Genomic DNA, 18,830 nt, shown 5'->3' on the forward strand with positions numbered 1-18,830 from the left:
GATACTTTTCTATTTAAGGAGCGTCCAGGGAAATGACCTCCATCCAAAGATGATGACGCCTGCTAATAATCTCCTGATTTCCGCTGCATAACGCCACACGATAGGAGATAATTCCCTGAACTTCTTTGTATTCTAGTCCTTTAAGGCAATAAACTCGATAACCTGCACTTTGATTTACTTCATAGGTTAGTTTTTCTACCTTACCACTACCATAATAGACCCAGAGATACAGAGTGACAGGAAGACATTTTCTCATGCGCGAGGGAAGACTCCAAGTAACTATGACTTGCTGTCCATGCACCTCATCAAGACAACTCTGTTCAATATTGAGTTGCGCTGCTGCGGTATACTCTGAACCTATGTACTCTGTAAAAGAAGATAATGAGGGCTCGGAACAACCTAATAAGCAAATTAAACTTATTACTGTTAATAGAAATGCAAGCCCAAATACAATCTTAGAGCAGTAGTAGCGCAAAAACAACAGCAAACAATGAAAATGATTCGACAATTCCAATCGCTGCATAACACTTTCCATATATTGACGAAGATCGAGCATAAGCTTGGATTCCACTTACACAACACTTTCCTTGCATAACAGAAGATATTAAAAGGGCAGCCCCAACAGATAAGCCTATGGCAATCCCTCCTATTGACGATAGTGTTCCATTTTTTATTGCTGCCTGCATAAGCAACATCAAAATAAACCCGTAGATAGACTGAGATGAGGGCATCGCCGACATTCCTATCAATTTACCGTGTCCTTCATCTATCCGAGACATTACTGCATGTGAAGCTACACCAGCAATTCCACATCCTATAGCGCTTCCGATCATAGCTAGACCTAAGACCAAAGCAGGCCCAACAACAGACAAATCAATCATACTTACCTCATGTCCTCCCTTCTGAAATACCTTTAAGATAATTACGAACTTGACAAGATTTCTTTCATGTTCCTTGCTTAAAGACAGGGGAAGTTTATCAAACTATTGAATTATTATCTAAGTGAATCCCTGAAGCTGGAGCATCTTCACGACAGACGACTTTTCTCAGAGGGCGTAACGGACGCCCCCCTCCATCAAAACTATAGTGGTACCATTCAATAAAATTTAACCTAAGTCCGTGAATCACTCCCCCCATAATAGAAAGAATAATATTCACAGAGTGACCAAGAAGAATCACCATGGAACCGAGAAGCATAGGCAATCTTGCCCCCATTTGATTAAAAGTTGCTCCCATCATAGCACCAGCAAGTCCTAAAGCATATATACGGAGATAAGAGAGAACATCAGAAAACACCTGAATCACAGAAATGATTTCCTCAACTCCACGCCAACTTTTCTGTATGACTGCGAGTACAACAGCAAGCCCTATGCCACAAAACATGCCGTAATATCCTATTTGGCCTCCTAATTCATAGGGAACATGGAAAAGATAATGAATCAAGGATACAGCGCCAAGATAAATAGGTACATAAAGATAGGCGCTCACCATAAAGATAATCCACCCAATACCAGCATAACGATAGCGAAGGTAGCGCAACATACCTAAGGAAAGATGAATCACTCCGATAAACAACGCAAGCTCCATAAGGATGTTATCGACAAACTTATCATAGACGATGGAACGAGATTCTATACTTGCGCTTCCTGTTTCGGTTGCTAGCAAGAATGCCTTAGGGTCACGAATAGCCTTCAAAGAGGGATACTCATTAGTTAATTCTTTATAGCTTTTAGGATGAGTCTCTAAGTAGTATTCTGCCTTTTTCAAAGCCAAAATATGAGTCATAGAGTATTCTCTAAACATACTCGTTTTACTAAAGGTAATTCCAAAAAATGATGTTGTTGTCGTTCCCCAACATATACACCCAAGACCTAAAATAGCCGTCATCTTAACTATACGAGAGAGGTGTTTGGAGAATTTCATCTTACGACGATTCTTCCAGGAGAATAAGAACGAGGAAGCTAAAAATAGCAAGCCATAGCCAGCATCATTGACGATCATAGAGAAGAAGAGCACAAAAGCAAAAAATACCCAGGTGGAGGGATCCTTATCTGAATATGCTGGAGTATCATAGATCTGTACCAGGTCCTCTCCTATCATGCCCACGCCTTTATTCTCAAGGTATGTAGGAACGATCTCATCAGGATCGACAGGAACCCTCTCAATGTAAATCTGATAGCGATTACAAAGACTTTGTAATTCTTGTATTTTGTTGACAATGACCCAACCCGTAACAGCAAAGACTTTGCCGTCAAATAAGTCCTCGCAACACTCTTTCGCTTCATAAAGCCGTTTTTCGTTATCATAAGCGCAAAGCCCTTGCAAAACCTTTGTACGATAGGCGCAAAGATCACAAAGACGGTCTACTCTGCTTCTAATCTCGCGCTGAAGACTAGCGAGATCTACTTGCAGCTCATTTACAGATCTTGGTGCTTCTATCTCCGTATAATGCTCTCTAGGGAGATCCACAACTCCGAGAACTAAGTAATAATCAAAATTGTAAGCTGTAGAAAGATAAAAAACGTTAGGAAGATCCTCTTCTAGATCTTGATTAGCTTTATGCGTTCTATAAAAAAATCGTAGAGAAATTCCTGTCTTTTTAGAAAACTCTGTAATTTCTGAAGAAGAAAAAAACCCCAAGGGCTTTACTCTAACAATTTCTTTTCTTAATGCCTTTACAGTTTCCGATAATCCTTTTATCTCCTTATTCAAAGTAAGAACTTCAGTTACAATATCTTCAGCTAAAACATCCTCATCTTGAACAAACTCCAAAGCTTCTAACGAGTATTCTGCCTCTAAATGATCAAAAACTTTTAAGCATTCCACAAAACGATGGCCTTCTTGTGTGACAATAAAACGTTTTTTAGAAATAAATTCTACAACACCAAGCTCTCTACTCGCAGAAAAAAAATCCGCCTTATCGCGTCCAATAAAGAGATACTTATGTATATCTAAACGCACTCATTCCCCCTTATTTTCCGGATTTCTATTTTCTTTTTTGCCATTTTAACTTGACCTACATCTGTGATACTACGGTCACTTAAGAAAACCGAAATCTTCTTGAGTATTTTCGTAGTTTCAGGAATGAGTTTCTTCTCAAATAAATTGACTCGAATTGAAACTGCTCGTAATTCTTCTTCCAGGATCTTTTGACGTTCTTTCGAGACTTCTGCCCTAACTCTGGTGATCACCAGTTCTTTTGATGCCGAGAGCAGCGTGTCTAACCATATAGGCGTCTCTAAAAGAGAGTATGAAACTCGAGATAGTTTTATATTCCAGACTACAGGAACCTCAACACCAGCTATGTTTTCAAAGTCTTTATCTATGCTCTGAATCTCAAAACTCTTCTCCACACAATCCGTCCAGAGGGGAATGCTGAACAATTCCGCAAAAGCATAAAGGCGATCATAAGCCTCAATATAATCCTTTTCACGCTCTGCAGCCTCTTGAACGGCGCTTTGCACCTCAACCTGCAATAAAGCTTTCTTAAGTTTTAATGTTGGAAGATACGTTTGTAACCGTGCTAGTTTCTGTTTTTCTAGTCGAAAGGAGTTCTTTGTTAGCTTTACTTGGACAGACATGCTTTTGGCCAATACTTATTTATTAACAGAGCTTTAATTCCTACTTCCTCAGAAGTGAAACTTTGAGCCAGAATTTTCCAACCAATATCCAAAGCTTCTTCTAAAGGAATATTTACCTCTAAACTCATCAAACGAGTTTCAAAGAGATCGGAAAACAGAAGTAACTTCTTATCCCAACTAGAAAGCTTAAAACCCATAGCCATTCTTTCTGTAGCCTTACGAGAATCAGCATAGAGGCGAATTAAAGCGTTCGCAAGATCCCCGTGATCCTCGCGAGTGACCTTGCCTATGACCAGCTGTTTTAATCGTGAAAGAGAACCAAACGGATCTATGCGATTATCCCTTAAGTAGAATTGCCCTTCTGTAATATATCCTGTATTATCAGGAACAGGATGCGTAATGTCATCACCAGGCATTGTGGTTACAGTAATTAAAGTGATCGAGCCCCCATTTGCAATCTCTACAGCTTTCTCATAGCGCAAAGCTAAGTCAGAATATAAAGAACCAGGGTACCCACGATTCGCGGGGATTTGATCCATAGTTATAGAAATTTCTTTAAGAGCATCAGCAAATGCCGTCATGTCTGTGAGTAAGACTAAAACATTCTTTTTCTCTTCTACAGCAAATTTCTCTGCACAAGCTAAGGCCATATCGGGAACCAAAACGCATTCTACAGGAGCATCTACAGCCTTATGAATAAACATAACACATTTATCCACGAATCCGAGCTTTTTAGACTCTTCAACAAAAAAGCTATAATCTACGAATGTAAGTCCCATCCCACCAATCACAACGATATCAGCATCTGTCTGTGCAGCAATACGCATTAACAAAGCATTATGGTGTTCCCCAGAAGAAGAAAAAATAGGGATCTTCTGAGATTTCACTAAACAGTTGAAAACGTCAATCATAGGAATATTTGTTCGTACCATACTCCTAGGGACAATACGACAAACAGGGTTAAATGTTGGCGTAGCAATCTCTATAGGTTCTCCAAAACATTCCCCTTCATTATCAATAGGCTTTCCTATACCATTTAATCGTCTTCCTAATAACGAATTCCCAAAAGTGACCTCCATAGGTCTCCCTAAGAATGTGACGTGATCCCCTGTAGATAAGCCTGATGTGCCACCAAAAACCTGGAGAGTTACTTTTTTTGCATCAAAACGCAATACCGAGGAATAAGAAAACCTCCCGTCGATTCTTTTGATTGTAGCAAGCTCTCCTAAACGAGCTCCCTCTGCTTCTACAGTGATTAAATTACCTTTGATATCAGTTATTTTTGTATAGATTGTTTGCATGTCTCCTTACGCCATTTGTACCATTGTTTTTTCCAACAGCCTAACTATGACCTCTTTATTCTCGTGGTATTCGTCTGAAAGAAATTTGAGACCATTTAATGTCTTGATCTTGCTTTGCAGCTCAAGGAAAAAACTTCTTGCATCATCAGGCCCATCAAAAACAAATTTAGCATCAAAAATACGACTGATTAACGAGAATAACTCTACCTGCCTCTCAAAAGGACAATAACAGTCCACAGGATCGAAGGCATTTTGCTGAAGATAACAAAAATCATATAGCTCGGCCTTTAAGTAGGTTTCCATATCTTCCATAGAAACCCCCTCTTCACCCACAACTTCCATGCGTTTGCCAATTTCTGAGCCTTTCTCTAGAAAATGTGCTGCTTTTTTCACAGCATCACCCCAGCCTGAAATCTTTTCCCCTAAAATTTGTCCTACCTGATTCAAATATTTCGACCAAGAAATCAAGGGATCTATTGAAGGATATCTACGTGCATCAGCTCGTGCTTTTGAAAGACCACAGAATGCCCCAACTACAGCTAATGTAGATTGAGTTACTGGTTCTTCAAAGTTCCCTCCTGCTGGAGAGACCGCACCACATATAGTTAAAGACCCTTCAGAACCATCTTTCGTCATGATAGCTCCTCCGCGCTCATAAAAAGCAGCTACTCTAGAAGATAGGTACGCGGGAAAGGCTTCTTCTCCTGGGATCTCCTCAAGACGTCCCGAAATCTCTCTAAGTGCCTGTGCCCAGCGGGATGTAGAGTCAGCCAAAAGCAAAATATCCAATCCCATCTGACGATAGTATTCTGCAATCGTTACTCCTAAATAGATAGAGGACTCTCGCGCAGCCACAGGCATAGATGATGTGTTACAAATGATACATGTTCTATGGATTAAAGACTCTCCTGTGTGGGGATCTATAAGATGAGGAAATTCTTGCAATATTTCAACAACCTCACCTGCACGCTCTCCGCACGCACACAAAATAACAATATCCACAGCAGCATACTTAGAAAGATGATGTTGTAAGACTGTTTTCCCTGCACCAAAAGGTCCTGGGGTACAGAAAGTCCCCCCCTTCAATACTGGAATTTGCGTATCCAAGATCCGTAAACCCACGTCCATAATCTTATGAGCAGGAATCTTCTCTCCTTCAATAAAGGCTTGTTTGATTGGCCATCTTTGTATCATAGTAAAGGCATATTCTTTACCCAAAGCATCTCGAGCTTTTGCAACCACAGTTTGAGCATTATATGTTCCTTCAGAAATTATCCAAGTCAGGGTAACTTCTTGAAAACAAGAAAAAGGAACCATGATCTTATGAGTAAATCGGCCTTCGGGTACTGTTCCTAAAAGATCTCCGCGTCTTAAAGTATCCCCGACAGAAGCTACTGGAGTATAATTCCATAAATGTTGATCAGAAATTGCATTGACATACTTGCCTCTCTGTAAGAAAGAACTATCTTCAGCAAGCACCTCTAGGCGATTTTGAAGTCCATCAAAAATTCCCTGAAGCAAGCCAGGGCCTAATTCAGCTTCTAAAAGATGTCCTGAAAAAGTAACAAGAGCTCCTCGACAAGCGCCTTGAGTATCTTCGAATACCTGAATTTTCACTTCTTGATCAACAATTTCGATAACTTCTGCTTTTAACCAGGTATCATCTACATTCACATATGCAACTTCACCTTGTCTAACATGTCCATCAAAGCGTACGCGTAACAAGTTTCCATAAGCTTCTATAACATATCCTTGAGCAGTTTGTTCTGAAACTGTTACCATTTGATTGCCTTTTCTATCCGATTAATAATTTCTCTTCCCTTTTCAATACTTGCTAAACTGTTACGAATAGCAAACATATACGTAGCACATTTTGCCAAAACTACATTTTCATCGAAATATGAGTCACAACAAAATCCCTCAAGTTTATGAAATTGATATAGGGAAAGCGCACGATTCAGTGTCTGAGGCAAGAGGCCATAGTCATCCAAGACCACTTTTAAATCAGAAAACTCTTCAGGAAGCTCATAATTAGGAGAATCTTTTTGCATAAGCACCTTGAGCACAACGGGATCCGAACTATCTTCATCCCGTAGGACATAGGAAACATCCATATCCAAAACTCTTGCGCGAAATCCCGCAAGTACAACACGAAGTTGTTGTTGGAATGTGAAATAATCTTGAAGAAATCTTGAAGAACTCGCTTGATGATAGGAAAGAAACTCCCTCAATAGATCTGAAAAGTGATTCAAACGATCTTCGGAAGTTTTATGATTCATCAGAAAATCCTTAAAGAAATCTTCAAAATCGCTGTCATCAGACCATTGCTGAGAGGAAAGCATCCATCCTACATTCTCCTGAGTTACCTCCCCAAAAGAGAATGGAATAGGTTTGCTAGCCCAGAAGAAGGCAAAATTTTCAAAATCAAAAAAACGCTTAAGAAGAGCGTAATTACAAAGATCTTTTTCTGATAAGTTTAAATAAAGTAGATCGTCCAAGTCCGAAATAGAAAATAGAGGCACGGATTCTGGTAACTGCGTAGGTAAAAATGAAGATAAAAAATAATATTGAGTCATGACGATAACTTTAAACTTTGAGAAGATCCTCGCATGACTTCATTAAAGTCAAGATCCCTGAAAAATCATTTCACGAAAATCTTTTTGCAAATAACGAGTGAAAATCTCGACAAGAGCTGAGGAGCTAAGATCAAGAACCCAGTTCTTTTCCTCGACTTTTAATTGAACACCACCAACAAAGCTTCCAACAACCACACCTTTTTTACATAGTTTTGCTGTTACAGCTTTTCCTAAGAGCCCATTAACAGCTCTAGGACTCACATGTTTGCCTACATAGGCGGTCAAACTTCCTGAAACCCCTTGATTTTCTAAAGCCTGCACTAAAGCTTGAATTAACTTTGTAGTAACTTCAGGATCCGTCGTTACATGCTCTAGCCAGTCTACTAAAGACTCTCTAAAGATTTTATTTTCTACAGCCTGTTTTAGTGCCTCCAAAGCGCGCTTTCCTGCTTGATTTAAAGCAACTTCGCCCTGTTTTATCTTTTGATGTGCTTTCTCTTCCGCCGTCTCTAGGATTTTCTTAGATTCTTCTTGAGCTTCTTGAATAATTCTTTTTGCTTGTTCTTTAGCATTTTGTAATAACGCTGCGGCTTCGTCTTCTGCAGGTTTTAAAGTGTCTAAACGCAAAGCATCACAGATTTGCTTAAGCTTATCATCAGCATTAAGATTCGCCATAATATTTTACCGCTTATTCTTTTAGAAAAGAAATTTCATTAAAAAGATATTATTATGATTCCACTAATCCAACAGTTTAGGTCATTCTCGCATTTAATTCAACTGATCTACAAATAAGAAACGGGTTGCAGAGATGTTCTAGAACAAAACTTCCTTGATATTTTTAAGACAAATCATTCTTTCTTTTCACCCTCAAAGAAAGAATTGCTATATAAACACCAAATCCAAGTGAGGAGAAGCTGGTGTACACCTTTATTTAAAACACTATAGACCTTCTTCTATATCTAAAGATTCCCTATTGGGAATATTTCTCTGAAAACGATACAATCTTGTATAAGGAAAACAAGCTATGATATGTGCTTTGGAGATTCCGCAATCTATCTTATATAAAACTAACTGTATGATTTTCTATGAAATTTCTTATTCTTCTTACCCTCATTTTAGTTCAACTTTCTACTTTCGCCGCTCAGCCAAGATCTAAATCTAACTCAAAGCAAGAAAAAGCAAGAAGACCCTCTAAGATACGATCTTCAGCAGGAGCTCATGCGAGTGTTTCTCGTTATAAAACAAGAGCAGCTACACGTAAAAAAAGAAGTGCGTTCGAAAAAAAACCCTCCCCCTCTACAATTCAATGGGTTCTTTATCCAGGGAAAAGCTATAGCATACGGACACCGTCTTTTTGGCAATGTATTGACGATAAAACACAGCTTCCTGAAAAATTAGACGTTCTCTTAATAGGCAAGGGTAAGGGAACTCTCACCCCAACCATCAATATTGCTCAGGAAATCACTTCCAAGTCTTCAAAAGAATATATTGAGGAAATCTTAGCTTACCATAAAGCCAATGAGATGACTCTAGAATGTGGGATATTCACCCAAATCCAATCCCCAAGTGGAGAGTTTACTATCATCAAAACAGAAAAAAATTCTTCATGGGGACGCGTATTTTGCTTACAAGCCACAACCGTAATCAACCATACGGCCTACATTTTTACAAGCACAGCAACTTTAGATGACTACCCAGAACTGTCACTTACCTTTTTAAAAATAGTCTCTTCTTTCCAAATTAACGGTGGTAAAGAGGCCGCCTCAGGAGATGCAATCCTTGAAAAAGCGCTAGAGGCTCTGCAAAATGAAAAAAAATAAAACCAGGGGTTAAGAAATAGGATTGCTTTCTTGGTGTAAGATACTTTTATTTAAAGCATCAAAGAGAAAGCGAATTGCTATCTTCTTTCCCTCTAAAGAGAGATTTAATACCACAGGGAAACGAGAAAATAGTAGTTGGAAGGGGATATCCATTTGATTATCTTCTACCGATACCGACACAATCGCACTTCCAAGTATAGAATTAGCATCCTGTATTCTTTTACAGAGTGCTACAAATTGGCGAATCTCATTACGTATGACAGAATCAAATGTATAGGTAGAAGAACATATAGCACACGTTAAAACAACGTCTAAATTAAAAACTGAGAAACAAATATTGCCTTTGCAACAACAGGGGCAAGAAAATGCTAATTGCGATTTATAGTCCATCTTACTTATTTTTCATTTGCCTTTAAGGTGGTATCCTCAAAATCGGCTTAATTTATTAAGCAATTACGCACCTTCTGCGGCAATTTGCTTCATAAACTCTGTAATTGCAGTCTCAAGAATTTGAGTATCTCCTGCAAATATCCGAATTCCTTCAGCAAGTTTTTCTGTTGCCATAGCATCCTCATTCATTAAAAAGCGAAAAACACTTTCTGTGAGCTCTATTGGCTGTACATCTAACTTTTTAGCTTCTGCAGGATCCAATTCTTTTTTTACTGGATCCTGAGATTTCTTTAGCTCATCCAGCAACTTGGGAGATATCGTTAAAAGGTCACAACCAGCTAATGCTAATACCTGTTCTTTTGTACGAAAAGAGGCTGCCATAATTTGGGTAGGAATACCAAATTTTTTGTAATACGCATAAATATTTGATACTGAAGCGACCCCTGGATCTGCGTCTATAGAGTAACCCTCATCACCATAAGCAGCAATCCACCAATCATAAATACGGCCGACAAAAGGAGAAATTAAAGTTGCTTTAGCCTTAGCAGCTGTAATCGCTTGAACTAAATTAAAAATCAAAGTGACATTACATGCTATGCCCTTTGCTTCTAAAAACTCAACAGCTCGAATACCTTCCCAAGTTCCAGGAATTTTCACTAACAGGCGCTTTTTATCTCCTCCCATAGCTTCGAAAAGCTGCGAAAGAAATACAGCACGCTGTACCATAGCTTCAACGTTGAAAGAAAGTCTAGCATCAATTTCGATAGAAATTCTACCAGGAATATTTTTGATAATTTCTAAAGCAAAATTAACCTGAATTTTGTCTAAAATAAAGGAGAGGGTCTGAACATCATCGCCATTTTGACGGATTCCCCAAACTACGGCCTCATTCAAAAGTTCTTGAAATTTGGGTTCTTGGGCCACTTTTAAGATCAAAGAGGGATTGGTTGTAGCATCTTGGGATCCTGACGCTTTAACTAGCTCTGGGTCTCCGCTATCACAAACGATAGTGCTCAACTTCTTTAATTGATCAAATTGGTTAGACATAGGCACCCTTGGCATCACTGTTGATCTCTAGGCAAAGTTAACAAAAAAAATTATTCCTATCAAGGAGGTTATGTTTATGACCTCCTTGACAAAATCCTGTATTACCTAGTTAACAAACACACTCTGTTTCACTAACAAAATCAAAAACTAGATCTTCTTGTTCTTTTTCTAGGTACTGCTTAATCCGCTTATGCGTTTCAAAGCCTGTACCACCAGGGATCATATGACCCATGATGACATTTTCCTTAAATCCTAGAAGGTAGTCAGTCTTACTACAACAAGCTGCATCTGTTAAGACACGAGTGGTGTCTTGGAAGGAAGCCGCTGATATAAATGACTCTGTACCCAAAGAAGCTTTAGTAATTCCTAATAGGACAGGGACAGCTTGAGCTGGCTTACCACCATCTTCTTCCGTACGACGATTTTCTTCATAAAACTCTTTCTTATTAACATCTTCACCAAAGAGCAGTGTTGTATCACCTGGATCAGTAATGCGCACTTTTTGTAGCATCTGACGCACAATAATTTCAATATGCTTATCATTGATATCGACCCCTTGGAGACGGTATACCTCTTGCACCTCATTTACAAGGTACTTCTGAAGTTCACGAACTCCGCAAATTTCCAGGATCTCATGAGGAACAACTAAACCGTCGGTAAGCTGTTGCCCCTTCATGACACTATCTCCCCGCTGTACAATTAGATGTTTAGTTAACGGAATAAGATGCTCTTCTTCCATACCTGTAATTTCATCACAGACAACAAGAATACGCTTGTTCTTTTGAATCCCTTTGAAATCAACAACGCCGTCAATTTTCGCAATATCAGCAGCATCTTCAGGCTTACGAGCTTCTACTAACTCAGCAACACGAGGCAAGCCACCAGTAATATCTTTTGTTTTGATAGCTCCACGAGGTAGTCTAGCTAGCAACATACCTGGATCAACCTTCTGTCCCTCTTCTATGGAAATGATCGCTCCTGAAGGAATTGCATAGGTTCCGACAAGTTCTGATAAGTCTGCGTCATCATAAATTGCAATTTGAGGGTGCAGCTCCCCGCGATGTTGTTTCACAATAAGTTCAACAAGTCCTGTATTCTTGTTAACAACCTTTTCGGTAGAGATTCCCTCGACTAAATCTTCGTATTTAACAAAGCCAGGCTTATCACAAATAATAGGAATATTATGTAATTCAACCTCTGCTATTCTTTGTCCTTGAGAAACATGCGTTCCATCAGCAACAAGAATTTTTACTCCTAGTTCTACAGGAAACACCTCTAAGCTTTCTATGGATTTGGTTGAAAGCAACTTCTTATACTCATTCAGAGTACGACCTTCATCACGGACAACATGTAGAGCGCCTTTTTTATTCAAGACAAGATTATGACCTTCTTGCCCTTGAACAACGCGAAGATCCATATAGACTAAGATACCATCACTATTTGTAATAATCTCAGGAGTTGAAGACGTTGCCGCGATACCTCCTAGATGGAAGGTTCTCATTGTCAGCTGAGTTCCTGGCTCTCCAATAGACTGAGCAGCAATAATACCAACAGCTTCACCCATACCAATGAGTCTACCGTTAGCTAAATTGAGACCGTAACATTTCGCACAAACTCCGCGAGAACTTTCACATGTTAATGTGGAACGAATCTTAATCATCTCAATACCAGCATCGTCAATCGCCTCTGCTTGTAAGGAATTGAGTACATCACCAGACTGAGCAAGTAGACGACTTTTATCGCCTGGTTGATAGACATCTTCAGCTACGGTACGTCCATAAATACGATCCTTAAGAAGTAAGAGTTCTTCAGAACCTTGACATATCGCAGAAATCTCAATGTGATTCAACGTACCACAATCTTTCTCTGTAATGATAACATCTTGGGCTACGTCTACAAGTCTACGTGTTAAATATCCAGAGTCTGCAGTTTTTAGGGCTGTATCCGCTAAACCTTTTCTTGCACCGTGTGAGGAGATCGAATACTCTAAAACTGTCAATCCTTCTCTAAAATTCGAAGTAATTGGAGATTCAATGATAGCTCCGTTTGGCTTTGCCATTAACCCCCGCAATGCTCCCAACTGTTTCAATTGGGACTTATTACCTCGTGCTCCAGAATCAATCATCAAGAACAGAGGATTATGTTTGCTGCTTGTTTGTTTACTAATTTCAACATAAAGAGCGTCCGAAAGCTGCTCTGAAACTTCAGTCCAAATACTAATTGTTTTAGAGTGACGCTCTCCTTCTGTAATTATCCCATCATCATATTGTTTCTTGACAATAGCAACCTTATCGTAAGCATCTTGAAGAATATCACTCTTAATGTCGGGAATACGAACATCCTTCAATCCCATAGAGATTGCAGCTTTGGTAGCTTGAATAAATCCAAGATCCTTAAGATCATCCAAAAAACGCACAGTAGCTTCTAAACCGACTTTCTTATAACACTGTAAAATAAGCTCGCTTATACGTTTACTTGGCATGCTGTAATTTTGGAACCCTAGTTCTTTAGGGACGATTCTATTGAACAATACCCTTCCAGGAGTTGTCTCAATGATTTGTCCGTCAATACGTACTTTGATTTTTTCATGAATATGGATACCGCGTCCTGTTTCATCACGACGAGCTCCAAAAACATCATCAATAAATCCACCATTATTTAAAGCCCGCAATACTTCAATTTCGTCTTTAAAGACCTTGGTTTTCCCTCCGTGCTCTTCAGGAAAATAGGTAGGATCTGCCATCAGATAATACAATCCCAAAGTCATATCTTTTGAAGGAATAGCAACAGGCTTTCCTGAGGAAGGAAGAAAGATGTTGTCTGGAGCCATCATTAAAACTTTTGCTTCTAGTTGTGCCTCTACAGACAGAGGAACATGGACGGCCATTTGGTCTCCGTCGAAGTCAGCGTTAAACGCTGCACAAACTAGAGGATGTACACGAATCGCTTTACCTTCTATTAATACGGGTTCAAAAGCCTGTATTCCTAAGCGGTGTAATGTAGGTGCTCGGTTCAAAAGCACTGGATGTCCCTTAATAATCTCTTCAAGAACGTCCCAAACTTCTGGGGCTCCTCGTTGAATCATTTTCTTAGCAGAACGAATTGTATAAACACTGCCTTGATCTTTCAGTCTTTTAATAATAAAGGGTTCAAATAGCTCTAAAGCCATTTCCTTAGGTAATCCGCATTGATTAAATTTCAATTCAGGACCAACAATAATTACAGAACGTCCAGAGTAGTCAACACGTTTCCCCAAAAGATTTTGACGAAAACGTCCATTTTTTCCCTTTAGCATTTCTGACAAGGATTTCAATGGTCGATTTCCAGCGCCCATGACAGGATGACCATGTCGACCGTTATCAAAAAGAGCGTCAACAGCTTCTTGGAGCATACGCTTTTCATTGCGGACGATTACCTCTGGTGTTTTTAAACGTAAGATGGCTTTAAGACGATTGTTACGATTAATTACACGACGGTAGAGATCATTTAGATCAGAGGTTGCGAAACGTCCGCCATCTAAAGGAACAAGAGGACGGAGATCTGGTGGAACTACTGGAATATTTTTTAATACCATCCACTCAGGATGATTGGATGAAGAAACAAACCCTTCGATAATTTTGAGACGTTTGGCTAACTTCATTCGAGCTTGCTGGGATTTTGTTTTCCGTAAACGCTCTTTAAGATCTTTAAGCAAACTTTGGAGATCTTCAGACTTAAGCAAGTCATAAATAGCTTCGCCGCCCATTTTAGCAACAAAGGCATCCTTGCTCCACTTCTCAACAACTTCACGATATTGCGCATCATTAAGAAGTTGTTTTTTAGTTAGATCTGTCTTACCTGGATCAATAACTACATATTCTTCATAATAAATGACTCGCTCAAGATCCGAGGCTGTCATTCCAAGAACATTACCAATTCGTGATGGGGTAGTTTTGAAAAACCAAATATGCACAATAGGAACAGCTAATTCGATATGAGCCATACGTTCACGACGTACTTTTGAAAGAGTGACTTCAACTCCACATCGATCACAAACAATACCTTTATGTTTAATTTTTTTGTATTTTCCGCAACAACACTCCCAATCTTTAGTAGGACCAAAGATCTTTTCACAAAATAGACCACCCTTTTCAGGTTTAAAAGTACGATAATTTATAGTTTCTGGCTTTTTGATTTCTCCACAAGACCATTTATCCCGAATTGTAATATCTGAAGCTATGCCTATCTCTAATTTATCAAATAGTCCTTCTTTAGAAAGGATTCCAATGTCTCGAGAATTTTCTCCGAACATTATTTTCTCCAAAACGTCATTTTTTAAGCGTCTACAACCATAGGACGAACATCAAGTCCTAGGCCCTGCATCTCTTTAATCAGCACATTGAACGACTCAGGCGTTCCTGATCTTAAGAGGTTTTCTCCCTTAACAATAGATTCATAAATCCTTGTTCTTCCTGAGACATCATCAGATTTCACCGTTAAAATTTCTTGAAGCATATGAGCAACTCCGTATGCTTCTAGCGCCCAAACTTCCATTTCCCCGAATCTTTGCCCTCCCATCTGGGCTTTACCGCCAAGAGGTTGTTGCGTGACTAGAGAATATGGCCCTATTGATCTTGCGTGAATCTTATCAGCAATCAAGTGACTGAGCTTTAACATATAGATATAGCCTATAACTACCTTGTTATCAAAGCGTTCGCCAGTCTTGCCATCATATAAAAAGGACTTACCATCTTTTGGTAATCCTTGTTCTATCATCATATCCCAGATACGTTGTTCAGGGAATCCTTCAAATACAGGAGTTTTTACGTAAATATCTGCGGTTTTTGCTACATAACCCAAGTGAGTTTCTAATACCTGTCCAAGGTTCATCCTCGAAGGCACCCCCAACGGGTTCAGGATCATTTGTACAGTTTCTCCATTAGAAAGATAGGGCATATCGGCTTCAGGAACGATTTTGGAAACAACACCTTTATTTCCGTGTCGCCCAGCCATTTTATCTCCAACCTGAAGTTTTCTCTTAGAGGCAACATAGACTTTAACTTGGCGAATTACACCGTGATCTAAATCTGCATCCCCCTCACGAATATGCTCTACTTCTGTCTTATAATTGATTTCTAATCGCTCCAAGGAAGTTTCATAATCCGATAAAAGTCCCTTCAAAACTTCATACATTTCACAATTAGGCATCAAAAGATCAATGAGATCTTCTTGTTCTATCCGTTCTATCGTTTCTTGATCAAAGAGTAGACCTTCGTGAACAACGATTTCTGCCGTACGACGATGAATAATTGCTGCTGGTGCTTTCTCATTTAATAAGAGAGCTCCTAACTTCTCACGATATTCGGTCTTTAACATTGCAACTTGGTTTTTATATCCTTTTTGCAAATCTTTAAGATGAACAGCTTCTTCTACAAGTTCGTCATCACTCTTTGACAACCTATCTTTTCTACTGAAGACTTTAACATCCATAACAACGCCCTCAGTTCCTGGAGGTACTGTTAAAGATGCATCTTTAACATCAGCAGCTTTTTCACCAAAAATAGCACGTAATAAACGCTCCTCTGGAGCTAATTCTGTTTCTGATTTTGGTGTAATCTTACCAACAAGAATATCCCCAGGTTTAACTTCAGCACCGATACGAATAATACCATCCTCACCAAGATTGGCTAACACTTCATCAGATACATTAGGAATATCACGAGTGATCTCTTCTTTTCCTAGTTTCGTATCCCGGGCTGTTAATTCAAACTCTTCAATATAAATAGAGGTGTAGGCATCCTCTCTGATCAATTTTTCAGAGATAATAATCGCATCTTCGAAGTTGTATCCATACCAAGGCATAAAGGCTACAAGGACATTCTTACCTAAAGCAAGTTCACCACGATCAGTTGCGGGTCCATCAGCAATCACATCACCTTTAGTTATGATATCACCGACTGCGCATAAAGGCTGCTGATTAATACAAGTTCCTGAATTAGATCTAAGGAACTTTTTCAGATAATAAGTACGTTTAATTGTAGGATTGTGTTTTGCAGCAACAACAATTTTGTAACCATCAACAAAGTCAACAACACCGTCTTCTTCTGCGACAATAATGGCTCCAGAATCTTTAGCAGCACGACATTCTAATCCTGTACCAACCACAGGAGCTTCAGTTTTAAGTAGAGGCACAGCTTGACGTTGCATATTAGAGCCCATCAAAGCACGGTTCGCATCATCATGTTCTAAGAAAGGGATGAGTCCTGTAACAATAGAAACTAACTGCTTTGGAGAAACATCCATATGCGTTACAGTCTCTGTATCTGCTTCAAAAGCTTCTCCAGCATAACGTACCCAACATACGGGTTCCGTAAACATATTATACTCATCCAAACTTGCTGAAGCCTGTGCAATAACACATTCTTCTTCAACATCAGCTGTCATGTATTCAATTTCATCTGTTACGATTCCATCTCTTACAATTCTATAAGGAGTTTCAATGAATCCAAATTCGTTAATTTTAGCAAAAGACGAAAGAGACGTAATGAGACCGATATTGGGACCTTCGGGAGTTTCAATAGGACAAATGCGTCCATAATGACTCGCATGGACGTCACGAACTTCAAACCCCGCTCGCTCTCTATTCAGCCCCCCTGGACCCAATGCAGAAAGACGTCGTTTGTGAGTTAACTCAGCTACAGGGTTCGTTTGGTCCATAAACTGGGAGAGTTGGGAACGACCAAAGAAATCTTTTAATACGCTAGCAAGACCTTTAGCAGAGACAACTTTTCCTGGAGTCAATGTATCTGAAGAGAAATCAAATAAATTCATTCTTTCTCTAACAATTTTCTCCATTCTAGCAAGTCCTGAACGGCACTGATTTTGAATGAGTTCTCCAACAGAACGGACTCGTCGATTCGCAAGATGGTCAATATCGTCTACGCAAGCTTTCTCATCACCCATTTTTAAACGAATCAGATACTTGAGTGCCCCAATAACATCTTCTTTTCTTAAAGTAACTTGAGATAGGGCTTCTTCATCCATGGAAAAGCCTAGTTTACGATTGAGCTTATAACGCCCTACGCGTCCTAGATTATAACGTTTAGGATCAAAGAACAATCTCATGATAGTAGAACGCGCATTAGCTAGAGTTGCAGGCTCTCCTGGACGTAGTCTACGATAAAAATCTTTTAAGGCAGCTTCGTAAGAATCCGTAGGATCTTTGGCCAACATTTTGATAATAGGATGGTTTTCATCAGCGTCTATCGCAATCTTAACAGAAGAAATTCCAGCATCAAGCATCCGCTTCAACATAGCTGTGCTTAATTTTTCTCCAGCTTTTCCATAAACTAAAGAAGAGACTTCATCAACGATATTATCTGCTAAAATCCTTCCAACAAGAAGGGCAAAGTCTTTCTCGCTTCTAAGAGCGCTTTCCTCTATTGTAAAAAATTCTTCAATGATATCTGCATCAGAAGAATATCCAAGAGCTCGGATAAAGGTTATTGCTAGAATTTTTCTTCGACGTTTTTTTCTATCAATATGGATATAAATTAGGTCATTAATATCGAAAATAGCTTCGAGCCAGCTTCCACGATAAGGAATAATTCTGAAAGAGAATAAAATATTTCCCTTGGAATGCTTTTCTTGTTCAAAGTTAATTCCTGGAGAACGATGAACCTGGGAAACAACGACTCTTTCTGCTCCATTAATAATAAATGTCCCTTTATCAGTCATAAGAGGAATTGTTCCCATATAGACTTCTTCTTCTTTTATTCCTGTTTCATCAGTTAAACGAAAACGGACTTTTAAAGTAACGCTATAGGTAATTCCTCTACGGATACATTCTTCTGGAGAATATTTTGGCACACCCAAATTATATGAAAGGTACTCAAGAACGGTGGCTTCGTTATAAGATTTAATGGGAAAAATTTCCCTAAAAACCTCTTCTAAACCGATATTTTCTCTTTCTTCTGCTAATTTTCCAATTTGAAGAAACTGCTTATAAGACTTAATTTGGATTTCGATAAGATTTGGAAGGTCTAGGATATTTTCCTTTTTTTTAACACTGACCCGTTCAGGGCACTTGAACATGCGAGCTCTCCTGCTATTTTGATGCGACAAAATTTCCCTAAA

At 39.1% G+C, this 18,830-nt stretch carries 13 protein-coding genes; 1 reads left to right on the forward strand and 12 read right to left on the reverse strand.

The features are described 5' to 3' along the window. Nucleotides 1-13 precede the first annotated feature (13 nt). The 8 genes from CMV32_RS00580 to CMV32_RS00615 form a co-directional block, all read right to left on the reverse strand. Entirely contained in the window at nucleotides 14-523 is a 510-nt protein-coding gene (locus CMV32_RS00580) for an acyl-CoA dehydrogenase (RefSeq protein WP_100934013.1), read from the reverse strand. Next, nucleotides 456-881 carry an ATP synthase subunit C gene (locus CMV32_RS00585; RefSeq protein WP_100934014.1) on the reverse strand — a complete coding sequence of 142 codons (426 nt, stop codon included), beginning with the start codon at nucleotides 879-881 and terminating at the stop codon, nucleotides 456-458. The genes CMV32_RS00580 and CMV32_RS00585 overlap by 68 nt, the downstream gene beginning before the upstream one ends. Nucleotides 882-978: 97 nt before the next feature. Further along, complete coding sequence (locus CMV32_RS00590; RefSeq protein ID WP_100934015.1) at nucleotides 979-2,961, reverse strand: V-type ATP synthase subunit I; 1,983 nt, start codon at nucleotides 2,959-2,961, stop codon at nucleotides 979-981. Next, nucleotides 2,952-3,581, reverse strand: a complete 630-nt coding sequence (locus CMV32_RS00595) for a V-type ATP synthase subunit D (protein ID WP_100934016.1) — start codon at nucleotides 3,579-3,581, stop codon at nucleotides 2,952-2,954. The genes CMV32_RS00590 and CMV32_RS00595 overlap by 10 nt, the downstream gene beginning before the upstream one ends. Beyond that, nucleotides 3,566-4,882 carry a V-type ATP synthase subunit B gene (locus CMV32_RS00600; RefSeq protein WP_100934017.1) on the reverse strand — a complete coding sequence of 439 codons (1,317 nt, stop codon included), beginning with the start codon at nucleotides 4,880-4,882 and terminating at the stop codon, nucleotides 3,566-3,568. Before CMV32_RS00600 ends, CMV32_RS00595 begins: the two co-directional genes overlap by 16 nt. Before the next feature lie 6 nt (nucleotides 4,883-4,888). Beyond that, complete coding sequence (locus CMV32_RS00605; protein ID WP_100934018.1) at nucleotides 4,889-6,664, reverse strand: V-type ATP synthase subunit A; 1,776 nt, start codon at nucleotides 6,662-6,664, stop codon at nucleotides 4,889-4,891. Further along, on the reverse strand, nucleotides 6,658-7,458 hold the full coding sequence (locus tag CMV32_RS00610; protein ID WP_100934019.1) for a DUF2764 family protein: 801 nt from the start codon (nucleotides 7,456-7,458) through the stop codon (nucleotides 6,658-6,660). Before CMV32_RS00610 ends, CMV32_RS00605 begins: the two co-directional genes overlap by 7 nt. A gap of 48 nt (nucleotides 7,459-7,506) precedes the next feature. Next, the gene (locus CMV32_RS00615) at nucleotides 7,507-8,133 is read right to left on the reverse strand and encodes a V-type ATP synthase subunit E (protein WP_100934020.1); all 627 of its coding nucleotides are present in this window, start codon (nucleotides 8,131-8,133) and stop codon (nucleotides 7,507-7,509) included. A gap of 410 nt (nucleotides 8,134-8,543) precedes the next feature. Between CMV32_RS00615 and CMV32_RS00620 the strand changes: the two genes are divergently transcribed. After that, a complete protein-coding gene (locus CMV32_RS00620; protein WP_100934021.1) occupies nucleotides 8,544-9,278 on the forward strand; it encodes a hypothetical protein in 735 nt (244 codons plus the stop codon). A gap of 9 nt (nucleotides 9,279-9,287) precedes the next feature. Here CMV32_RS00620 and CMV32_RS00625 read toward each other — a convergent pair whose 3' ends face one another. The 4 genes from CMV32_RS00625 to rpoB form a co-directional block, all read right to left on the reverse strand. After that, nucleotides 9,288-9,668, reverse strand: a complete 381-nt coding sequence (locus CMV32_RS00625) for a ferredoxin (protein ID WP_100934022.1) — start codon at nucleotides 9,666-9,668, stop codon at nucleotides 9,288-9,290. A 63-nt stretch (nucleotides 9,669-9,731) separates the two neighbouring features. After that, nucleotides 9,732-10,715: a transaldolase gene (tal, locus tag CMV32_RS00630; protein ID WP_100934023.1), complete on the reverse strand. Its 984-nt coding sequence runs from the start codon at nucleotides 10,713-10,715 to the stop codon at nucleotides 9,732-9,734. 109 nt (nucleotides 10,716-10,824) lie between these two features. Continuing rightward, a complete protein-coding gene (gene rpoC, locus CMV32_RS00635) occupies nucleotides 10,825-15,006 on the reverse strand; it encodes a DNA-directed RNA polymerase subunit beta' (RefSeq protein WP_100934024.1) in 4,182 nt (1,393 codons plus the stop codon). 23 nt (nucleotides 15,007-15,029) lie between these two features. Next, nucleotides 15,030-18,788: a DNA-directed RNA polymerase subunit beta gene (rpoB, locus tag CMV32_RS00640; RefSeq protein WP_100934025.1), complete on the reverse strand. Its 3,759-nt coding sequence runs from the start codon at nucleotides 18,786-18,788 to the stop codon at nucleotides 15,030-15,032. Between the last annotated feature and the right edge of the window lie 42 nt (nucleotides 18,789-18,830).

The organism is Candidatus Chlamydia corallus (genome assembly GCF_002817655.1).
GTDB classification, from domain to species: domain Bacteria; phylum Chlamydiota; class Chlamydiia; order Chlamydiales; family Chlamydiaceae; genus Chlamydia; species Chlamydia corallus.